The sequence below is a fragment of the Rhizobium sp. 62_C5_N11_2 genome (assembly GCF_051811185.1).
Lineage (GTDB): Bacteria > Pseudomonadota > Alphaproteobacteria > Rhizobiales > Rhizobiaceae > Rhizobium > Rhizobium leguminosarum.
The window spans coordinates 365669-386031 of sequence record NZ_JBPWPW010000003.1; the positions used below are offsets into that span (position 1 = coordinate 365669).

General features: G+C 62.2%; 18 protein-coding genes. 7 read left to right on the top strand and 11 right to left on the bottom strand.

Annotated elements, in window-relative coordinates; translation table 11 throughout:
* Positions 1 to 112 precede the first annotated feature (112 nt).
* Positions 113 to 1302, bottom strand: a protein-coding gene (locus AB8B31_RS30780; RefSeq protein WP_130747538.1) for an IS3 family transposase whose coding sequence is annotated in 2 segments (ribosomal slippage) — positions 113 to 1053 and positions 1053 to 1302 — 1191 coding nt in all. Because the reading frame shifts where the segments join, the coding sequence is not laid out codon by codon here.
* 137 nt (positions 1303 to 1439) lie between these two features.
* Positions 1440 to 2629 (bottom strand): IS3 family transposase gene (locus AB8B31_RS30785; RefSeq protein ID WP_085990120.1). Its coding sequence is split into 2 segments (ribosomal slippage): positions 1440 to 2377 and positions 2377 to 2629, totalling 1191 coding nucleotides; the frame shifts between segments, so codons are not numbered across the junction.
* Between the two features lie 93 nt (positions 2630 to 2722).
* Here AB8B31_RS30785 and AB8B31_RS30790 point away from each other — a divergent pair.
* Entirely contained in the window at positions 2723 to 3037 is a 315-nt protein-coding gene (locus AB8B31_RS30790) for an Imm63 family immunity protein (protein ID WP_018517208.1), read from the top strand.
* 28 nt (positions 3038 to 3065) lie between these two features.
* Here the strand turns inward: AB8B31_RS30790 and AB8B31_RS30795 are convergent, their stop codons facing one another.
* The 8 genes from AB8B31_RS30795 to AB8B31_RS30830 form a co-directional block, all read right to left on the bottom strand.
* Positions 3066 to 4754 (bottom strand): ABC transporter ATP-binding protein, encoded by a 1689-nt coding sequence (locus AB8B31_RS30795; RefSeq protein WP_018246581.1) that lies wholly within the window; start codon positions 4752 to 4754, stop codon positions 3066 to 3068.
* Positions 4751 to 5695: an acetamidase/formamidase family protein gene (locus tag AB8B31_RS30800; RefSeq protein ID WP_018246582.1), complete on the bottom strand. Its 945-nt coding sequence runs from the start codon at positions 5693 to 5695 to the stop codon at positions 4751 to 4753. Before AB8B31_RS30800 ends, AB8B31_RS30795 begins: the two co-directional genes overlap by 4 nt.
* 67 nt (positions 5696 to 5762) lie before the next feature.
* Complete coding sequence (locus AB8B31_RS30805) at positions 5763 to 7382, bottom strand: ABC transporter substrate-binding protein (protein ID WP_018246583.1); 1620 nt, start codon at positions 7380 to 7382, stop codon at positions 5763 to 5765.
* 25 nt (positions 7383 to 7407) lie between these two features.
* Entirely contained in the window at positions 7408 to 8328 is a 921-nt protein-coding gene (locus AB8B31_RS30810; protein ID WP_018246584.1) for an ABC transporter permease, read from the bottom strand.
* Positions 8328 to 9176, bottom strand: a complete 849-nt coding sequence (locus AB8B31_RS30815; RefSeq protein ID WP_017996436.1) for an ABC transporter permease — start codon at positions 9174 to 9176, stop codon at positions 8328 to 8330. The genes AB8B31_RS30810 and AB8B31_RS30815 overlap by 1 nt, the downstream gene beginning before the upstream one ends.
* Positions 9176 to 9757, bottom strand: a complete 582-nt coding sequence (locus AB8B31_RS30820) for an ANTAR domain-containing response regulator (RefSeq protein WP_018246585.1) — start codon at positions 9755 to 9757, stop codon at positions 9176 to 9178. Before AB8B31_RS30820 ends, AB8B31_RS30815 begins: the two co-directional genes overlap by 1 nt.
* Positions 9754 to 10887: a transporter substrate-binding protein gene (locus AB8B31_RS30825; RefSeq protein WP_018246586.1), complete on the bottom strand. Its 1134-nt coding sequence runs from the start codon at positions 10885 to 10887 to the stop codon at positions 9754 to 9756. The genes AB8B31_RS30820 and AB8B31_RS30825 overlap by 4 nt, the downstream gene beginning before the upstream one ends.
* Before the next feature lie 224 nt (positions 10888 to 11111).
* On the bottom strand, positions 11112 to 11696 hold the full coding sequence (locus AB8B31_RS30830) for a DUF1349 domain-containing protein (RefSeq protein ID WP_018246587.1): 585 nt from the start codon (positions 11694 to 11696) through the stop codon (positions 11112 to 11114).
* Between the two features lie 229 nt (positions 11697 to 11925).
* Here AB8B31_RS30830 and AB8B31_RS30835 point away from each other — a divergent pair, with 229 nt between their 5' ends.
* From AB8B31_RS30835 to AB8B31_RS30860, 6 genes are all read left to right on the top strand, one after another.
* Entirely contained in the window at positions 11926 to 13452 is a 1527-nt protein-coding gene (locus tag AB8B31_RS30835) for an ABC transporter substrate-binding protein (protein WP_018246588.1), read from the top strand.
* An 80-nt stretch (positions 13453 to 13532) separates the two neighbouring features.
* Positions 13533 to 14474, top strand: coding sequence for an ABC transporter permease (locus AB8B31_RS30840; protein ID WP_018246589.1), 942 nt, complete (start codon positions 13533 to 13535; stop codon positions 14472 to 14474).
* Entirely contained in the window at positions 14474 to 15343 is an 870-nt protein-coding gene (locus tag AB8B31_RS30845) for an ABC transporter permease (RefSeq protein ID WP_018246590.1), read from the top strand. Before AB8B31_RS30840 ends, AB8B31_RS30845 begins: the two co-directional genes overlap by 1 nt.
* A gap of 35 nt (positions 15344 to 15378) precedes the next feature.
* On the top strand, positions 15379 to 15891 hold the full coding sequence (locus tag AB8B31_RS30850) for a RidA family protein (protein ID WP_018246591.1): 513 nt from the start codon (positions 15379 to 15381) through the stop codon (positions 15889 to 15891).
* Positions 15892 to 15959: 68 nt separating this feature from the next.
* Entirely contained in the window at positions 15960 to 17156 is a 1197-nt protein-coding gene (locus AB8B31_RS30855) for an aminotransferase class V-fold PLP-dependent enzyme (RefSeq protein WP_018246592.1), read from the top strand.
* 35 nt (positions 17157 to 17191) lie between these two features.
* Positions 17192 to 19027 (top strand): ABC transporter ATP-binding protein, encoded by a 1836-nt coding sequence (locus AB8B31_RS30860; RefSeq protein WP_439007653.1) that lies wholly within the window; start codon positions 17192 to 17194, stop codon positions 19025 to 19027.
* A 31-nt stretch (positions 19028 to 19058) separates the two neighbouring features.
* Here AB8B31_RS30860 and AB8B31_RS30865 read toward each other — a convergent pair whose 3' ends face one another.
* The gene (locus tag AB8B31_RS30865) at positions 19059 to 20273 is read right to left on the bottom strand and encodes a polyhydroxyalkanoate depolymerase (protein WP_018448597.1); all 1215 of its coding nucleotides are present in this window, start codon (positions 20271 to 20273) and stop codon (positions 19059 to 19061) included.
* Positions 20274 to 20363: the final 90 nt, after the last annotated feature.

The following is a 20363-nucleotide window of genomic DNA, read 5'->3' on the forward strand; positions in this document are numbered from 1 at the left end:
CCAATTGGAGCATCCAAAATCGTCGAGGTTCCAATCGCCGCCGGATGAAACTTCGGGGTCTAAGGTAGCAGCATGGCGAAAAGGGCAGAGATAGTGACCTTGCCCCCAAGTTTTATCCAGTTTTGAGTTCGCTCCAGCGGTTTTGGGTTGCTGTATTCTGGGCGGTAGCGGCGTGAAGCGGTGCGGAGCCGTTCCGGCTGCGTAGCGCCGCATCACGTCGCGGGTTGATTGTCTGAGCGAACTCGGCAGGTGTCATCCAGCCGAGTCCAGAGTGCGGTCGATGATCGTTGTAATCGCTGCGCCAGTTTGAAAGCGCTGATCGAACATGGGTCAGTGACGAGAAGAGCGTTTCATTCAGGAACTCGTCTCGCAGCCGCCCATTGAAGCTTTCGATGAAGGCGTTCTGGATCGGTTTGCCCGGTGCGATGTAGTGCCATTCCACCTTGGTCCGATCCGTCCATTGCAGGATCTTGTTGCTGGTGAACTCGCTGCCGTTGTCGCTGACGATCATCTTCGGCTTGCCTCGTCCCTCGATGATCCGGTCCAGCTCACGGGCAACCCGCAGGCCGGAAAGGGACGTATCGGCGATGAGGCCCAGGCATTCCCTGGTACAATCGTCGACGACCGTAAGCACCCGGAACCTGCGTCCATCGGTGAGTTGATCCGACACGAAGTCCAGTGACCAGCGATCATTGGCGGCAAGCGGGATCAGCATCGGTGCTCGTGTGCCTATCGCTCGCTTCCGCCCGCCGCGCTTGCGCACGGTGAGCTTCTCCTCCCGATAGAGCCGGAAAAGCTTTTTGTGGTTCACAAGGTGTCCCTCGCGCCTGAGCAGTACATGAAGGCGTCGATAGCCAAAGCGGCGGCGTTCATTCGCCAACGCCTTCATGCGCTCGCGAAGGCCATGATCGTCGCCGCGGCTGGTTTCGTAACGGATCGTCATTCGGCAAAACCCGATGGCTTTACACGCCCGCCGTTCGCTCATCTGGTGGTGATCCATCAGATGAGCGACAGCTTTCCGCCTTGCTGCGGGCGTCACCACTTCTTTCCCAAAAGGTCCTTCAAAGCCGCATTGTCGAGCATCGCATCTGCCAGGAGCCGTTTCAGCTTCGTGTTCTCGTCTTCCAGCGTCTTCAGCCGCTTGGCTTCGGATACGTCCATGCCGCCGAACTTGGCTTTCCATTTATAGATGCTGGCATCGCTGACGCCGTGCTTGCGGCAAAGCTCCGAGACCGGCGCGCCAGCCTCGTGCTCCTTCAGAATGCCGATGATCTGTTCGTCTGTGAAACGATTGCGCTTCATTCCCTGGTCCTCTCAATGGGCCAGAGCTTACTTCAAAATGGATTATTTCAACGGGGCAAGGTCAATAGAGAACCGCTTCCTGGAGGTCGCGCAAAAAATTAGGCTGCCTACCGGAAAAATGACCTGCCACTGAACTTTCATCCAGCGGCGGTTAGAGCCTCGGCGGCTTTGAATACGCCAAATGGCGCGGTGTGAGCAACCGGCGGAAACGCGAAGCTTTCATCTTGCGCAGCGTTGGAGCCGGTTGCGGCGATGGTCCCGGCATAGTCTGCCGGGGTCTGATATCCGAGCGATGAGTGCGGCCGGAAATGGTTATAATCCTCAGCCCATTCAGCGATGGCGCTGCGGGCATGATCGAGGCCGAAGAAGAGGCTCTCGTTGAGCAACTCGTCGCGCATGCGACCGTTGAAACTCTCGACATAGCCGTTCTGCATTGGCTTTCCCGGCGCGATGTAGTGCCACTCGACCTTGTGATCCTTCGACCAGGCAAGAATGGCATTCGAGGTGAATTCGGTGCCGTTGTCGGAGACAATCATGTCAGGCTTGCCGCGTCGTTCGATCAGCGTCGTCAGTTCCCGAGCAACACGGCGACCGGAGATCGACGTGTCGGGGATTGCCGCCAGGCATTCGCGCGTCACATCATCGACAACGTTTAGCACCCGGAAGCGTCTACCGCAGGCAAACTGGTCGTGGACGAAATCCAGCGACCAGCGGGCATTGGCCTTCGCTTCGACCAGGATCGGCGCACGCGTGCCGACAGCACGCCGACGGGCCTTTCGCTTGCGAACGGAAAGCCCTTCCTCGCGATAAAGACGGTATATGCGATTGACCCCGGACGGCTCTCCGTCTCGCCGAAGCAGGATGAATAGCCGCCGGTAGCCGAAACGCCGTCGCTCATTAGCGAGGTCACGCAGCTTCGCTCGCAGATCGACCTCCGGCGGTCGATTGGACCGATAACGGATCGTCTTGCGGTCGGCGGATACGATCTGGCAGGCCCGCCGTTCCGAAAGACCCATGACGGCCTTCAGATGCGTGACGGCTTCACGCTTGGCGGCAGGCCCTACCATTTTTTTGCAAGAAGCTCGCAGAGCGCGGCTGCATCAAGCATCTGTTCGGCCAACAGCTTCTTCAGCCTGGTATTCTCGTCCTCAAGCGCCTTCAGCCGCTTCGCCTCGGAGACTTCCATGCCGCCATATTTGGCTTTCCAGTTATAAAACGTCGCTTCTGAAATCCCGTGCTTGCGGCAGAGGTCGGCCGCCTTCGCGCCAGCCTCCTGCTCCTTCAGCACACCGATAATCTGCTCTTCCGTAAATCTCTGCTTCTTCATTCGTCCGTCCCTTAATAGGCCGGACTCTAATCCATTCTGGAGGAAATTCTCAGTGGCAGGTCAAAAACCATCGTGCAATTTCAAGGTGACGGGATGGCAACGCCATACGTCGACCTTAGAGACAATGACGAAATATATTACGTCGTTGAAGAGCGTGGCGTCGAACTGGAGAGAGTGAAATGCTCGTCAATCGACGATGTTTTGTATTTTCTATTTTCGGACATAACGCATGACATGGCTTCCAGCCATGCGGCCACGCATGGCAAGCCAGGCACGGAATTCAGAAGGCTTATGTTTCAGGAGCAGCTTAGGCTATTGGAACTCGCGTCAAAGGAATGGCGGCTAAAAAGAGAATTGGAAATCGAGGAAGTCTTGCGTAAGGCGCCATACAACGACGGAATCACCTGATCTCAAATGCGATACCAAGTACCCTCAATCACGCATGCGCTTCCCTGCCGCGATAGACCTCCGGATCGGGGATCGGAACCGCGGCGATCAGCGCGCGGGTGTAGTCATCTCTGGGGTTCTCGAAGATTTCCCGCCGTGTGCCGGTTTCGATGATGCGGCCGGCGCGCATGACAGCTACGTTGTGGGACATGCGCTCGACCACCGCCATGTCGTGGGAGATGAACAGATAGGCGAGCCCCATCGTTTCCTGGAGTTCGAGCAGCAGGTCGAGCACCCGGGCGCGGACGGAGACGTCAAGGGCCGCGACGCTTTCGTCGGCGACGATCAACTTGAGCTCCAGCGCCAGCGCCCGGGCAATGCAGATGCGCTGGCGCTGGCCGCCCGAAAATTCGTGCGGGTAGCGCGTCGCCGCATCAGGCGTCAGGCCGACCCGGCGCAGCAGTTCGGCGACGCGGTCCTGCCGTTCGCTGTGGTTGCCGATACCGTGGATGACCATCGGTTCGCCGATCGCCTTGCCGACGGCCGTGCGCGGGTCGAGCGAGGCATAGGGATCCTGGAATATCATCTGCGCCGAGCGGCGCACGGGCCGCATCTCACGCTGGCTGAGGCCGGCGATGTCATGGCCGTCGATCAGGACGTTGCCCTTGAAGGGGATGAGACCGAGGACGGCCTTGCCCGTCGTCGATTTGCCGGAGCCGCTTTCGCCGACGAGGCCGAGCGTTTCACCCGGCAGGATATCGAAGGACACGCCTTCCACGGCTGCGACCGGCGGCTTGCCCTTGAAAAACCGGCTTGCGGCATTGCCATAGGTGACGGTGAGGTCGCGCACGTTCAGGACCGGCGTGCGATCCGGATGCAGTGTCTCGACGGCGCGTTGGGTGATGCGCGGCGGACGGTCGGTGCCGGCAAGCGCGCCGAGCCGCGGGACGGCGGCCAGCAATTGCTGGGTATAGGCCTCCTTCGGTCGCTGGAAGATGGCGAGCGCCGTTCCTTGCTCGACGATCCTGCCATTCTGCATGATGACGACGCGATCGGCCATTTCGGCGACGACGCCCATGTCGTGGGTGATGAGGATGATCGAGGCGCCGAATTCGCGCTTCAACTCGCGCATCAGCCGGAGGATCTGCGCCTGCACGGTGACGTCGAGCGCGGTCGTCGGCTCGTCGGCGATCAGCACCTTCGGCCGGCAGGAGAGCGCCATGGCGATCATCACCCGCTGGCGCATGCCGCCGGAAAGCTCATGCGGATATTGCTTCAGTCGCCGCGCCGGCTCGGTGATCTGCACGGCGTCGAGCATCTTCAGCGCCACCGCCTCGGCGTTCTCGCTGCCCTGGTGCGCGCGGATTGCCTCGGTCAGCTGGCTGCCGACCGACATGACCGGGTTCAGCGAGGTCATCGGCTCCTGGAACACCATGGCGATATCGCCGCCGCGCACGCTGCGCATCGCCCGGTCGGAAAGCTTGAGCAGGTCGCGCTCGCCAAGCAGCACGCTGCCGGAGGCGACCTTCAGCGAGGCTTTCGGCAAGAGCCCCATGATCGACAGCGAGGTGACCGACTTGCCGGAGCCGGATTCGCCGGCAATGCAGAGCGTTTCGCCGCTTGCAAGCTCGAAGCTGATATCCTGGAGCACCGGCTTGCGGCCTTCGGGTGTGCGGGCATCGACGTTCAGATTGCGAAGGCTGAGCACCGGCGCTGCGGCTGGCATGGCTTCGTTCACGCGAACACGATCCTCGGGAAGTAGAAGGAAACCACCCAGTTCGGCTGGTCGACGATCTCGCTGATCCGGAGATCGCCGCAGACCGAGCAGAGCAGATAGGCATCGATGGCGCTCATGCAGTGTTCGGCGCCGAGAAGATCGATCATCCGCATGACGCTTTCGCGCGCCCCGGTCATCAGATCAGGGCCAATGCCTGTCGTCACTTCGTAGCCGGCGCCGTCGAGATGGCGGGTCACCGGTTCGGTCGTGGTGAAGCGCGGCGTCTGCAGCTTGGCGTCCTTGACGAGCTCAATCGTCGCTTCGACGTTCATCTGGCTTTCGATCGCCGTGCCGCAGACTTCGCCATCGCCCTGGGCGGCATGGGTATCACCGATTGAAAACAGCGCGCCGTCGACCTCGACGGGCAGATAGAGCGTCACCCCCGCCGTCAGGTCGCGGATGTCCATGTTGCCGCCGACGCGACGTGGGGGAACGACGGAATGGGTGCCGGGCTCGGCGGGTGCGACGCCGATCGTGCCGGCGAAGGGCTTCAGAGGTACGCGGCCGCCCGGACCGTATAGAGCGGGCACCATGCTGTTGGCGTCATAGGACCACACGTGCAGCGCCGGATCCGTGAACTGATCGGCGAGCAGGCCGAAGCCTGGGATATTGGCCGTCCAGCCGACGCCCGAGGGGATGAACTTGCGCAGCGTCACCTTCAGCGCATCGCCGGGCTTGGCGCCTTCGATATAGACCGGGCCGGAGACGGGATTGATCTTGCCGAAATCGAGCGCGTTCAGCGTTTCCAGCGTCGCGTCGCTTCCGAGCTGGCCACCTGATGAATCCATGCATTCGAAGTGGATCGTCTCGCCGGGCTTGGCGACGACGGCGGGGGCGAAATCCTTGTTCCAGCCGAAATTATGCTGGGCGCGGTGGATGGTATGGGTGCAGGCGATGCACATGTCATGTCTCCCTCAATTTTATGATGCCTTCCCGGCAGGAACCGGGAAGGCTTTGTTTCTTCAGGGCTTATTGCTTCACGAAGATCGCGTCGTAATTGATGACGCGGGTCGGATCGATGTAGATGTTGTCAGCACCGCCCATGCGCAGCGACTTGGCGACGACGCGGCGTTCGTTGATGACAGGGATCCACGGCGCATCGGCCATGATGTCGGTGAAGATCTTGCCCCAGGCGGCGGTGCGTTCGGTCGCCTTTGCCGGATCGGACATGGAGTCGGCGGCAACGGCCCGCTTGTCGAGATCGGCGTTGCAGTACCATGACCAGTTCCAGCCGCCCGGAACCGCACCGGCGCAACCGAGGATCGGGCCATAGAAGTTGGACGGATCCGGGAAGTCGGCGATCCAGGCCATGCCGCCCGACCAGATCATCGGCGCTTCGCCTTCCGTGCCGCCGGCCGAGATGACGTTTGCCTGGGCCAGCGCCCGGACTTCGGCCTTGACGCCGATGGCGGCCAGATCCTGCTGGATCGCCTGGGCGATACGCGGCTGCGGATCGGTGTTGGTGGAGTAGAGCACGGTCTCGAAGCCATCGGGATAGCCGGCTTCGGCCAGCAGCGCCTTGGCTTTCGCCACGTCATAGGCATAGCCGGTGAAGGCCTTGTCGTAGCCCGGCATCAGCGGCGGCAGCGGCTGGTTGGCAGGCGTTGCGCGACCGTTGAGGATGCGGGTGATGCGGTCCTTGTTGATCGCCATGTTCAGCGCCTGGCGAACCTTGACGGTGTCGAAGGGCTTCAACTTGGTGTTCAGCGTGATGTAGCCGGTGTGCAGCTGTTCGCCGTCGACGATCATCTGCGCGCCGTCGGCCGAATTCTTGATTTCGAGGAACTTCGCCGGCGGAATGCCATCGCCGGCAATATCGACCTCGCCCTTCTGCAGGCGCAAGAGCGCCACCAGCGGCTCCTGGCCGACTTCGACCTTAAAGCTGTCGATATAGGGAACGCCCTTGACGAAATAATCCTTGTTGCGCTCGAAAACGAGCTGCTGGCCGATCGTCCAATCCTTCAGGATGAAGGTGCCGGAGCCGACCGGCTTCTTGCCGAAGTCGCCGGCGGCCGCCTCGACGGCTTCCTTCGGCACGACCGAGGCGAAGTTGATCGCAAGCACGTGCAGGAAGGTGGCGTCGGGGCGCGAGAGGTTGAAGATGACGGTGCTATCATCCGGCGTCTCGATGCCGGAGAGCGTCGTCGTCTTGCCGCCGGTTTCATCCTCGAAGCCCTTGATGGCGCCGAAGAAGCCGGCGCCGGGGCCTTGCGTCTTCGGGTCGACGGCGCGTTCGATCGAATATTTCACGTCGGAGGCGACGACCTCACGGCCGTTCGAGAACTTCACACCCTTGTGCAGCTTGAAGGTATAGGTCAAGCCATCGGGCGAAACGGTGAAGCTTTCGGCAAGCGAGGGAACCGGGTTCGGCGTGCCGGGCGCATAGTCCATCAGGCGGGAATAGAGGCTCTTGATCATCGACCAGTTGACCCAGTCGTAGCCGATCGCCGGGTCGAGCGTGGTGATGTCGTCCTTGTAGGTGACGACGATATCGCCGCCCTGCTTAGGCGTTTCCTCGGCCATGACGGATAATGGGGCGAGCGCCACCATCGTTGCCATGGTCGTCTGTTGCAGCCAGCGTTTGAACATCTTGGTTCCCCTTCTTTGGTTGCTGTCAGCGTGTGCGGATGCGCGGATCGATGACCGGCGCGACGAGGTCGGCAAGCAGATTGCCGATGATGATGGCGAGCGCCGACGTCAGCGTGACGCCCATGATGATCGGGATGTCGACCTGCTGGATCGCCTGCCAGGCGAGCTGGCCGATGCCGGGCCAGCCGTAGACCGCTTCGACCACGACCACGCCGCCCATGAACTGGCCGATATCGATGCCGATCATCGCGATGATCGGCAGCACGGCATTGGGCAGTGCATGCCGCAGGATGACGCGCTTCGAGGAAAGGCCCTTGGCGCGCGCCGTGCGGACATAATCCTGGTTCAGCACGTCGATCATCGATGAGCGCACCATGCGGGCGTACCAGCCGGCGCCGCATATGCCGAGTGTGACGGCCGGCAGGACGAGATGCGAGAAGCTGCCGTAGCCGCTCATCGGAAACCAGCCGAGCGTTGCCGCCAGCAGGTAGAGCAGCAGCAGAGCGACGAGGAACTGCGGCGCCGAGGTGCCGACAAAGGAGGCCATCATCACCAGCCGGTCGACGAAGCCGCCGCGGCGCACCGCGGCGATGGTGCCGAGCGTCAGGCCGAGCACCACCTCGACGACGATGCCGGCAAGCATCAGTGTCAGCGTCGCCGGCAGGCGGGCGGCAATCAGCGTCCAGACATCGGTCTTCTGCGCATAGGAGCGGCCGAGATTGCCGTGCAGCAGATTGCCGAGATAGGTGCCGAACTGGACCAGCAGCGGCTGGTCGAGGCCGAGCTCATGGCGGATGTTGGCGACCGTCTGGGCCGTAGCGCTGCGGCCGGCGATCATGCGGGCAGGATCGGCCGGAAGGGCGTAGAGCAGCACGAAGGTGATGGCCGCTACGCCGAGCAGGATGAGAGCCGCCTGCGCCAACCTGCGCAGCATGAGGGACGCCATCAGCCCCTCCCGCGCTGGGTCGGGTCGAGAATGTCGCGCAGCGCGTCGCCCACCAGATTGAAGGAAAGCGCCGTCAGAAGGATGATCGCGCCGGGAATGAAGACCAGCCAGGGGGCGGCCTGGAAATAGCTTTGGCTCTCGAAGATGATATTGCCCCAGGAGGGCTGCGGCGGCTGGACGCCGACGCCGAGGAAGGAGAGTGTGGCCTCGAGCAGCACGGTGGTGGCGATGCCGAGTGTTCCCCAGACGATTGCCGTCGGCACGAGATGCGGCAGGATATGCATGAAGAGCACGCGCATATGGCCGGCGCCGAGCGAGCGCTCGGCCATGATGAAGTCGCGCTCCACCAGGCCGCGCGTCTCGGTATAGACGATGCGGGCGACCTGCACCCAGTTGACGAGCGCGATCACCATGGCGACGATCCACAGGCTCGGCTTCAGCAATGCCGCGAGCACGATGGCGAGCAGCAGCGCCGGAAAGGCCATCATCAGATCGGTGAAGCGCATCAGGATGTTGCCCGGCAGCCCGCGGAGATAACCGGCAACGATGCCAACGAAGAGGCCGATCGCCACCGCGATGCCATTGGCGACAAGGCCGATGATCAGCGAGGTGCGGGCACCGAAGAGCAGGCGGGAGAAGAGGTCGCGGCCGAGCGTGTCGGTGCCGAGCAGATAGGGACCGCCCGGCGGCAGCGGCGCGCCTTCGAGCGAGAGGCCGTCAAACATCTGCTCGTCCGGGCTGAACGGCGCGATCCACGGCGCTGCAATTGCGAGCCCGATGACGAGTGTGACGACGATCAGGCCGAAGAGGGCGGTCGGCTGGCGGATCATCTGTTTCAGCACATGCATCAGCCCGCCTCCGGCAGAGGTTCTGCACCCGCCAGGATGAAGGCTGATATCTGCTCCATCGGCAGGCGGCGGCGCATGGCGCAATTGCGCAGGATTGCGTAAGCACTCTCCTCGTCGATACCGCGTGCGGCCCGAAGTTTTTCGACGGCGGCGTGCACGAGCGGCCGCAGCCGGACGCGCTCTTCGAGATATTGCAGCTTTTCCGCGGTCGCCTTGCGCTCCTGATGAATGGAGACGGCCATGACAAGCGCCGGATAAACGGCCGATGTGGCGATCGGCTTGGCGATGATCGCGCCGGCACCCTGTCCGAGCGCCCAGGCGATGCGGCCGGGCGCTTCCGAACCAAGCAAGGCGACGACGGGGCAGGCAGGCGTTTCACCATTCCAGGGCAGCAGATCGTCCCAGCCCTGGTCGGCATCGACGATGACGAGATCGGGCAGTGCCGCGGTCGAAAGCGGCGCCCATTGCAGGGTTGCGTGGATGCCGAGCAGGCGAAGCTGGCGGATCAGCCTTTCGGTGTTGCCGTCCTCGCGATGCAGGACCATCGCCTGCCAGCCGGTGAAATTGGGTGTCTCTCTCATGACACCACCCTCAGCCGCGGCAAGGTCTGTCGGTTGCGGCCGGTCAGGTAGGGGTCGGCGGCGAGCGGCGGCCGCGAGGCGACGACATCGAAGCCGTTGTCGGCGTTGATCCGGCCGAGATGGAAGGGCAGGGCGGCATGATTGGTCTCGCGGTCGATCGAAAGCGCGCCGAACAGCGTCGGCCAGGATCTATTGTAGAGCTCGCGCCGGACGGCATCGGGCTCGTCACTGCCGGCAGCGACGATCGCATCGACACAGAGCCGGACGGCCGTATAGGCGCTGGCAAAGACGCTGGAGACACGCCGCTCCGCGCCGTGATGCTCGGTGACACGGGCCTTGAAGGCGGCATTTTCGGGGGTCGCGATACTGTCGAAATAGGAAGCGGCGCAAAGCTGGCCGGCGGCGGCACCGGCGGCGATATCGTCGAGCTCGCATTCCATCAGGTCGCAGCTCACGACCGGGCAGTTTTCCGCGCGGAAGGCCGGGTCGCGATCACCGAGGGCCTTGATCGCCTCCAGGAAAGCGTAGCTTGAGGGGCCGATCAGATTGTTGAGGATGAAGCTCGGGCGGCGTTGCGCGATCTCGGCGACGATGCGCTCGACGGCGGTTTCCTCAAGCGGAAGATAGCGTTCGCCAAGCACCTCGCCGCCGGCATTGGTAATGAGTTCGCGGGCGAGCCGGTTCATTTCCCAGCCCCAGACATAGTTGGCGCCGACGAGATAGGGCCTTGCGCCGTAACGCGGGATCAGGTGCTCGAACAGCGGCAGCAGATGCTGGTTCGGGCAGCCGCCGACATAGATGACGTTCTCGTTGGCCTCGAAGCCTTCATAGGGGCACATATACCAGAGCAGGCCGTCATGTTTCTCGACGAGCGGGATGACCTCCTTGCGTGCCGCCGAGGTAATCGTGCCGACGATATGGCGGCAGCCGGCGCGCAGAAGATGGCGCGCACCGTCGAGATAGGCGGCAAGATCGGCATGCGGGTCGAAGAAGACGGGCTCGATCGCCAGCCCGTCGACGCCGGCATATTCGGCCATCGCGAAATCGGCACCGTCGCGCGCGTCGCGGCCCATCGAGCCGTAGGGTCCGGTGGTCGAAAAGAGGATGCCGATTTTCAGCGCGTCATTCATGAAGTGACCACATCAAAAACCCCACGACGCTGGTCCCATCGAGCGATGAGGCGTCATGGGGCGAAACTGCCCAGAGACTATCGGAGTCATGTCAACGCGGCAGGCCGTCTGCCTATTCCGCAGGCTTGAGTAAAATACAGGCAGCTTGTCTTTGTCAAGTGTGCTGCGCTGCACTCGCAGTCATTTGATCTTGTTCTTTCGGTAGGGCCGCGAAAGGACGCTCTCTAGCTCAAATCATGCAGATCCCTGGTGATCGCCGGCCCAATCGAGAATTCGGAGAAACGCACCGTCAGTCCGCTCCGCTCCGGCGTGCAGGCTGTGGGTCCGACCTCGTAGTGATCGGCAGCCGGGAAGGGGGCGAGCCGCAGCAGCGGCCAGAAGCTGCCGTCGCGCGAAGCCTGGATGCGCATTGCGCCGTTGGCGACAGTCACGCGGATGCGAAAATCCTCCAATTCCGTGAAGGGCTGCGCCACGGACCAGTCGGACTTGCCGTCGGTGACGACGGTGCTGAGGAAGGCTTCGCCGTCGGTGAATTCGACGCCTGTCTTCACCCAGTGTTTCTCGTCAATGCGCACCATCAGGCCGGCCTGGTCGTAGAGCGTGCGGAATTCGCCCTGGACGCGGATTTGCGCTGTGAAGCCTTTGCTCGTGGGAAAGGCGAGGAAATGGCCGTTGTCGCGGATGAATCCGTAGTGGGTTTCTCGCCAGAAATCGGTTTTTTCATCGGTCGTCAGGGTGAGGCCGGTTTCGTTCGCGAGCCAGCGTGCCGGTTCGTTCAACCATTTTCCGGCGTTGAAATCGATGCTCATCCTGTTCTCCCGTTCCGTTAAAAGTCTCACCGCAGGGCGAGTGACTCACCTTGGCATAATGCGCGGTCTTGTTGCAGGCGGGCGCAGCCGAAGATTGTGTGTTTTTCCGGCGTCCCAGTATCCGCCGCGAGCATAATCTGTCGCCCGTGCTTGACAGGATCGATCCATCTCCTATTCTGTTACAAAAAGATGAATTGCATAATTGTGGAACTATATTGGGAGCCCTCACATGAAAACATTGGTCGCATTCCTTCTCGGCACTGCGCTCGTCGCCCTGCCTTCGACGCTCCTTGCCCAGGAAAAGGGCGGCGTCATCAACGTTGCGACGATCGGTGAGCCGCCGACGCTCGATCCGATGTCGTCGACGGCCGATCTGGTCGGCATCGTCACTCAGCACATTTTCGAAACGCTCTATACCTTCGACAAGAGCTGGAACGTCACGCCGCTTCTGGCCGAAAGCCTGCCTGAGATCAGCGCCGACGGCAAAACCTATACGATCAAGCTCAGGACCGGCATCAAGTTCCACGACAATACCGACATGACCTCGGAAGATGTCGTCGCCTCGCTTGGCCGCTGGATGAAGATCGCCTCGCGCGGCAAGCAGGTGGCCGGTTTCATCGACAAGGTCACCGCCGTCGATCCGGCGACTCTCACCATCACGCTGAAGCAGCCCTATGCGCCGCTGACCTCGCTGCTTGCCTTCAACAATTCGGCGGCGATCATCATCCCGTCCGAAAAGCAGGACGAGCCGATGAAGGACTTCATCGGCACCGGTCCCTATATGCTGAAGGAGCGCAAGGCCGACCAGTATATCCAGCTCGTCCGCTTCGACGGCTATAAGTCCCGCGAAGGCGACAGCAACGGTTATGGCGGCGCCCGCCATCAGTATCTCGATGAGATCCGCTTCGTGCCGGTGCCCGATCCGAACACCCGCGTTGAGGCCGCTATTTCCGGCCAGTATGATTATGTCGACTCGATCCCTGTGGAATCCTACGACAAGCTGAAGGCCTCCACCGCCTCGCAGCCGATCATCCTCAAGCCCTTCGGTTATCCGGTCTTCGTCTTCAACACGGCCGATGGCATCAACAAGAATGTCGAAGTCCGCAAGGCGATCCGCCAGGCGCTCAGCATGGAAGACATGCTGGCCGCGGCTTTCGGCAGCAAGGATTTCTACGCGCTCGACGGCGCCATCTATCCGAAGACCTTTGCCTGGTCGACGGATGCTGGCGTCGAGGGCGCCTATAACGTCGCCGATCCGGAAGGGGCGGCCGCTGCCGCCAAGAAGGCCGGTTACAACGGCGAACCGATCCGGATTCTGACCAGCCGCCAGTACGAGTTCCATTACAAGATGGCGCAGGTCGCCGCCGAATATCTGAAACTTGCCGGCTTCACCGTCGATATGCAGGTTGTGGACTGGGCAACGCTGACGCAGCGCCGTACCGATCCGAAGCTCTGGGATATCTACATCACCCATAGCCCCTTCCTGCCGGAGCCGGCCCTCATCGGCTCGCTTTCGACCAGCTCGCCGGGCTGGTGGGATACGCCGGCCCGCAAGGCCGCCGTCGATGCCTTCACTTCGGAAGTCGATCCGAAGAAGCGTGTGGCGCTCTGGGCCGATGTCCAGAAGGCCGTCTATGCCGACGCACCCTTCATGAAGATCGGCGACTTCAACGCCGTTTCGGCAGAATCGACCAAGCTCGAAGGCGTCGAGCCGGCTCCATGGCCGTATTTCTGGAATGCGTCGATCAAGAAGTAAGCGTCGCCATCGGTACCGGCCATTCCTGACCGGTACCGGTCTTATTTTTCGCAGCATCTGCAAAGGTTTGCCAGGCATTCATGATACGCTACATCCTCCAGCGCCTGTTCGGCATGATCGTCGTGATGTTTCTCGTCGTCACGATCGTCTTCGTCATCGTGCGCGTGACGCCGGGAGATCCGGCCGCCGTCATGCTCGGGCCGGATGCGACGCCGCAGGATATTGCCGATCTCAGATCCCGGCTCGGCCTCGATCAGTCTCTCGGCCTGCAATATGTCTATTATATCGGCCAGCTGCTGAAGGGCGATCTCGGCCAGTCGATCTTCCTCAACATGCCTGTCACCTCGGCCTTGCTCGACCGCGCCGAGCCGACCTTCTTCCTGACGCTGTTCTCGCTTGCTATCGCCAGCATCATCGCCTTGCCGATCGGCATCTATGCCGCCTATCGGCGCGGCTCCTTCGTCGACCAGGCGGCAACGACGCTCGCGATGTTTGCCGCTAGCATTCCAAGCTTCTGGCTCGGTCTTATCCTGATGCAGTTCTTCGCCGTCAGGCTCAATCTCTTCCCGGTTTCAGGTTATGGCGGTCCCGGTTCGACCTTCTTCGAGCGGATGTATCACCTGACGCTGCCCGCCTTTGCGCTCGGCATCGTCTCCTCGGCGCTGATCCTGCGTTTCACTCGCGCCTCGATGCTCGATGTGCTCGGCGACGATTATATCCGCACGGCGCGCGCCAAGGGGCTGATCGAGCGCCGGGTGATCCTCAAGCACGCGCTGAAGAATGCACTGATCCCGATCCTGACGGTGATCGGCCTGACGGCAGCGGTGCTGATTTCGGGCGCCGTCGTCACCGAAACCGTCTTCGGCCTGCCGGGTGTCGGCAATCTCGTCGTCTCGGCGGTTCTGCGCCGCGACTATCCGGTCATCCAAGGGGCGCTGCTCGTCATCGCCGCGCTCTACGTGCTGATCAATTTTGCGATCGACATGCTTTATCTGTTGATCGATCCGAGGGTGCGCTACTGATGGCCGATATCGCAATCAAACCAGTCGAAGGCGAGGGCAGCAAATTCGTTCGCCGTCTGCTGAAGCGCAAGACGGTCGCCTGCGGCCTGGTGATCCTGACGATCTTCGTGCTTCTGGCGGTCTTCGCGCCTGTTGTCGCGCCCTATTCGCCGTCCAAGCTTTCCATTGTCAACCGGCTGAAGCCGCCGAGCGGCATGTTCTTCTTCGGCACGGACGAGTTCGGCCGCGACGTCTTCTCGCGCACGATCTTCGCCGGCCGCCTGTCGCTGCTTGTCGGTGTTGCGGTCGTGACCCTGTCGGCCATGATCGGCGTGACGCTCGGCCTGCTTGCCGGCTTCTTCCAGAAGCTGGATACGCCGATCGCCCGGCTGATCGACGCGATGATGGCGTTTCCGGATATTCTGCTGGCGATCGCGCTCGTCGCAGCCCTCGGTCCCTCGCTGACGACCGTCATCATCGCGCTGTCGATCGTCTATGCGCCGCGCCTTGCCCGCATCGTCCGCGCGTCGACGCTGGTCATTCGTGAGCTGCCCTATGTCGAGGCGGCAAGGGCGCTCGGCATCTCGACCTTCCATATCATGACGCGACATGTGCTGCGCAATCTGCTGTCGCCGATCCTGGTGCAGGCGACCTTCCTTTTCGCCAGCGCGATGCTTGCCGAAGCCGGCCTGTCTTTCCTCGGCCTCGGCGTCAGCCCCGAAATCCCGACCTGGGGAACGATGATCGCCGCCGGCCGCCAGTATATCGGCCAGGCCGACTGGATGACGCTGTTTCCTGGCGTCGCCATTATTCTCTCCGTGCTGTCGCTACAGATGGTCGGCGACGGCCTCAGGGACATGCTCGATCCAAGACTTCGCAAGGATCTTTAATCTGCCGACCGTGGGTCGGCCCAATCGAAATTCGCATGACAGGAGTTTGCGTGAATCAGTTTCCTACCGCCGCCGGCAAGGTCGAGAACTCGCCTTACGAACGGCTTGCCGCCCTCGGCATTACGCTTCCGCCGCCACCGCCGCCGATCGCCAACTTCGTGACGCATGTGTTGGAGGGCAACATGCTCTACCTCTCCGGCCAGGGACCGCGCGAGGCCGACGGCTTCATGCATGCCGGCAAGGTCGGCGGTGGGGTCAGTGTCGAGGCGGCCTACGGCCATGCGCGGCTGACCGGCATCAACCTGCTTGCAGTCATGCATGACGCGCTCGGCGATCTCACCCGGGTCAAGCGGGTGGTGAAACTGCTCGGCATGGTCAATGCCGTGCCTGAGTTCGAGGATCATCCGAGCGTCATCAACGGCTGCTCGGATCTGCTGATCGCAGTCTTCGGCGCGGCCGGCGAACATGCCCGCTCGGCCGTCGGCTTCGGTTCGCTGCCCGGCAACATCACCGTCGAGATCGAGGCAATCGTCGCCTTGCACGGTTGATGGGAGCTCGACACACTTGATCGACCGCCCCATGTTTCGTTTTTCGACCCAGAATCCTGGAGATCTCCATGTCCACTGATATCCGCCCGTCGCTCGGCCTGCGCCCTGTCATCAATGTATCGGGCACGATGACCAGCCTCGGCGCATCGATCGTCGTTCCCGAAGCCATCGAGGCGATGGCATCGATCCTGCCTCACTTCGTCGAGATCAACGACCTGCAGCGCAAGGCAAGTGGCGTCATCGCCCGGCTGACCGGCGGCGAGGCGGGCTTCGTCACCGCCTCTTGCTCGGCCGGCATTTCGCTCGCCGTCGCCGGCGCGATCACCGGCAACAATCTGCTGGCGATCGAGAGGTTGCCGGATGTCGTGCCGGAGAAGAACGAAGTGCTGGTGCAGATGGGCCATGTCGTCAGTTACGGCGCTCCGGTCGATCAGGCGATCCGGCTTGCCGGCGGCAAGGTCGTGCTTGTGGGGCAGGCGACCTCGACGCATCGCTTCCACATGGAAAACGCCATCACCGACAAGACCGCAGCCGCCGTCTATGTCGTCTCCCACCATGTCGTCGATTACGGCCTGTTGAACCTCAAGGAATTCGTCGAGATCGCCCATGCCAAGGGCGTGCCCGTCATCGTCGATGCAGCCTCGGAATATGACCTGCGGATCTTCCTCGAGCAGGGGGCCGATATCGCGCTCTACTCCGGCCACAAGTTCCTCGGCGGCCCGACCTCGGGCATCGTTGCCGGCAGGAAGGAGCTGGTGCGCCACGCCTTCCTGCAGAATATGGGCATCGGTCGCGGCATGAAGGTCGGCAAGGAGAGCATCTTCGGCGTCATGGCGGCACTCGAAGCCTGGGAAAATCGCGACCATGCCGGCATCCGGGAACGCGAGACCAGCTATCTCAACCTGTGGAAGCGCACGCTCGACGGCCGCCCTGGCCTCACTGCGCTGATCGAGCCTGACCCGACCAACAATCCGCTCGATCGGCTGCGCCTGATCGTCGATCCCGAGCAGGCGCATATCACTGCCTGGGATCTGGCGGATGCGCTTGCCAAGGGCAGCCCGCCGATCATCGTGCGTGATCACGAGGTGGAGCACCGCTATTTCTACCTCGACCCGTGCAATCTGCACCCGGGCGAGGAGACGATCGTCGCGGAGCGCCTGGCGCAGGAACTCGACAAGGCGCGCGCCTCCAACGAGATCATCGCAACGCCGATCGAAAACCGCAGCAGGCACCGCTTCGACGGTGCGCTGCGCTGGCCGGATTGATCCGCCGCCGCTCATCTGCCGCAAGAGGAACCACCATGGCCAGTGCCCAAGCGCAACCGATTGAGACAACCAGCGCCGTTCTTTCCGTCGAAAGGCTGACGACGTCCTTCCTGGTGGACGGCGTCTGGAAACCGGTCGTGCGCGACGTTTCCTTCACCGTGGCGCCGGCGGAGACGGTGGCGATCGTCGGCGAATCCGGCTCGGGCAAGAGCGTCACCTCGCTCTCGATCATGCGGCTGCTGCAGGCGGACACGAGCCGTGTCGAGGGCCGCGTCATGCTCGGCGGGCGCGACCTGCTGGCATTGCCGGAAAATGCCATGCGACAGGTGCGCGGCAACGAGGTGGCGATGATCTTCCAGGAGCCGATGACATCGCTCAATCCGCTCTTCATCATCGGCGACCAGATTTCCGAAGCGCTGCTCTGCCATTCCGACATGAGCAGGGCAGATGCCAAAGCCGAGACGATAAGGCTGCTGGAAAAGGTCCGCATCCCCTCTGCCGCTTCGCGCTTCGGCGAATATCCGCATCGTTTTTCCGGCGGCATGCGCCAGCGGGTGATGATCGCCATGGCGCTCGCCAGCCGGCCGAAGCTATTGATTGCCGACGAGCCGACGACGGCGCTCGACGTGACCATCCAGGGCCAGATCCTCGATCTCATCAAGGTGCTGCAGGACGAGGAGGGGACCTCCGTTCTGTTCATCACCCATGATATGGGCGTCGTTGCCGAGATCGCCGACAGGACGGTGGTGATGTATCGCGGCGAACAGGTGGAAAGCGGCGCCACCGCCGATATCTTCCACCGCGGCAAACATCCCTATACCAGGGCGCTCCTGTCAGCCGTGCCGGTGCTCGGCTCGATGCAGGGCCGGCAACGGCCGCTGCGCTTCCCCGTGGTCAATACCGCAACGGGTGAATCCGACATTCCCGCCGAGGCCGCCGATACCGTCGCTGCGACGCCGGTCCTGCAGGTGAAGAACCTTACGAAGCGCTTCGACATTCATTCCGGTCTCTTCGGCCGGCTGACCAGCCGGGTGCACGCGGTCGAAAACGTCTCCTTCGATCTTCATGCCGGCGAGACGCTGTCGCTGGTCGGCGAATCCGGCTGTGGCAAATCGACGACCGGCCGCGCCATCATGCGGCTGATCGAACCGCAGGCCGGTTCCGTTCTGGTCGAGGGCAGGGAGGTACTCGGCCTCGACAGGAAGGATCTGCGCGAGATGCGCAAATCCGTGCAGATGATCTTCCAGGATCCCTTTGCCAGCCTCAATCCGCGCATGACGGTCGGCGCAGCGATCGTCGAACCCTATCTCGAACACAGGATGGGCAACTCAAAACAGGCAAAGGACGTCGTCGCCGACCTGCTGGTGAAGGTCGGTCTGTCCTCGGATATGGCCGCGCGTTATCCGCATGAATTTTCCGGCGGCCAGCGTCAGCGCATCTGCATCGCCCGCGCGCTTGCCTTACAGCCGAAGGTCATCGTCGCCGATGAAAGCGTCTCGGCGCTCGACGTTTCGATCAAGGCGCAGGTCATCAACCTGATGCTGGATCTGCAGCAGAGCCTCAACCTTGCCTTCCTGTTCATCTCGCACGACATGGCGGTGGTCGAACGCGTCAGCCACCGGGTGGCGGTGATGTATCTCGGCGAGATCGTCGAGATCGGCCCACGGGGCGCGGTTTTCGAAAATCCGCAGCATCCCTATACGAAGAAACTCATTGCGGCAGTGCCCGTGCCCGATCCAGACCGTCGCCATGAAAAGCGGATGGTGGCGAACGACGAGATCAAGAGCCCGATGCGATCAGTCGACTATCAGCCCGCGAGCACTTCTTATCGCGAAGTCGGGCCGGGCCATCTGGTCATGGCCGATCGGTAAACTTGCCGTCGCGTTTCGGATTTGGCGGGCACTATTCCATGGCCAGGATCATGTTGCGCACGACGGGGTAGATTTCCCCCTCCCAACGACGGCCGTTGAAGACGCCGTAATGTCCGACATTGGCTTGAAGATGATGGCGCTTCAGATGCGGGCGCAGCGCCCGACAGAGATCGTGCGCGGCCGAGGTCTGGCCGAGGGCGCAGATATCGTCGCGCCCACCCTCGACGGTCAAAAGCGCGGTGTTGCGGATCTGGCCCGGATCGACCTTGCGGCCATGGTGGGTCAAGTCGCCGGTTGCGAGTTCCGCTTTCTGGAAGACGCGTTCGATGGTCTCGATGTAGAATTCCTCGGTGAGGTCGAGCACTGCGAAATATTCGTCATAGAAATTCTTGATCTTGCCGGCCTCGGCGGTCTCGCCCTTCGCCAGATGGTCGTAAAGCTTGCGATGAGCGTCCTGGTGGCGCTCCATGTTCATCGACATGAAGGCGACGAGCTGAAGGAAGCCGGGATAGACGCGCCGTCCGGCGCCCCGATAGCGCCAGGGAACAGCTGCGATCAACGAATTCTCGAACCAGGCGAGCGACTTCGACACCGCGAGTTCGTTGACTTTCGTCGGGCTTTCGCGCGGATCGATCGGCCCGGCCATCAGCGTCATGGTGCGTGGGGTGGCGGGATGCCGCTCTTCCGACATCACGGCAACGGCGGCCAGCGCCTGCACGCAGGGTTGGCAGACGGCGAGGATATGAGCGCCCGGACCGATCTCCTCCAGGAAGCGGATGATATAGTCCACATAATCGTCCATGCCGAAACGCCCTGCCGACAGCGGCACGTCGCGGGCATTGGCCCAGTCGGTGATATAGACGTCGTGATCGCGCAGCAGGGTCTGCACGGTGCCGCGCAGGAGTGTGGCGAAATGACCGGACAGCGGTGCGACGACCAGCACCCGCGGTCGCGGCGCGTCTGTTTCCGCTGCAAAGCGCAGCAGCGTGCCGAAGGGCATGTCGAGCACGGTCTCGACGGTGACGGGCGCCATGCGGTTGCCGATCATCGCCGAGGTGATGGCGAAGTCTGGACGTTCGTGGGTGATCTCGAAGCGTGAGATCATCTCCAGCGCAGCGGCGAAGTGCCGGCCCATACTGCCGACAGGTTCCCAGAACGCTGTCGCAGAGAAGATCTGCAGGCGCCGTGCCAGATCGCGCAGGGGCGCGATGAGATCATCCTGGAACTGATAGGCCTGATAGAGCATGGCCGAAATCTCCCGCACTGCCGCATCGATGCGGCGGTGCAAAAAATGCTAGTGGAATATGTCCTGCCATGCGAGAAGATTATCGAGGAA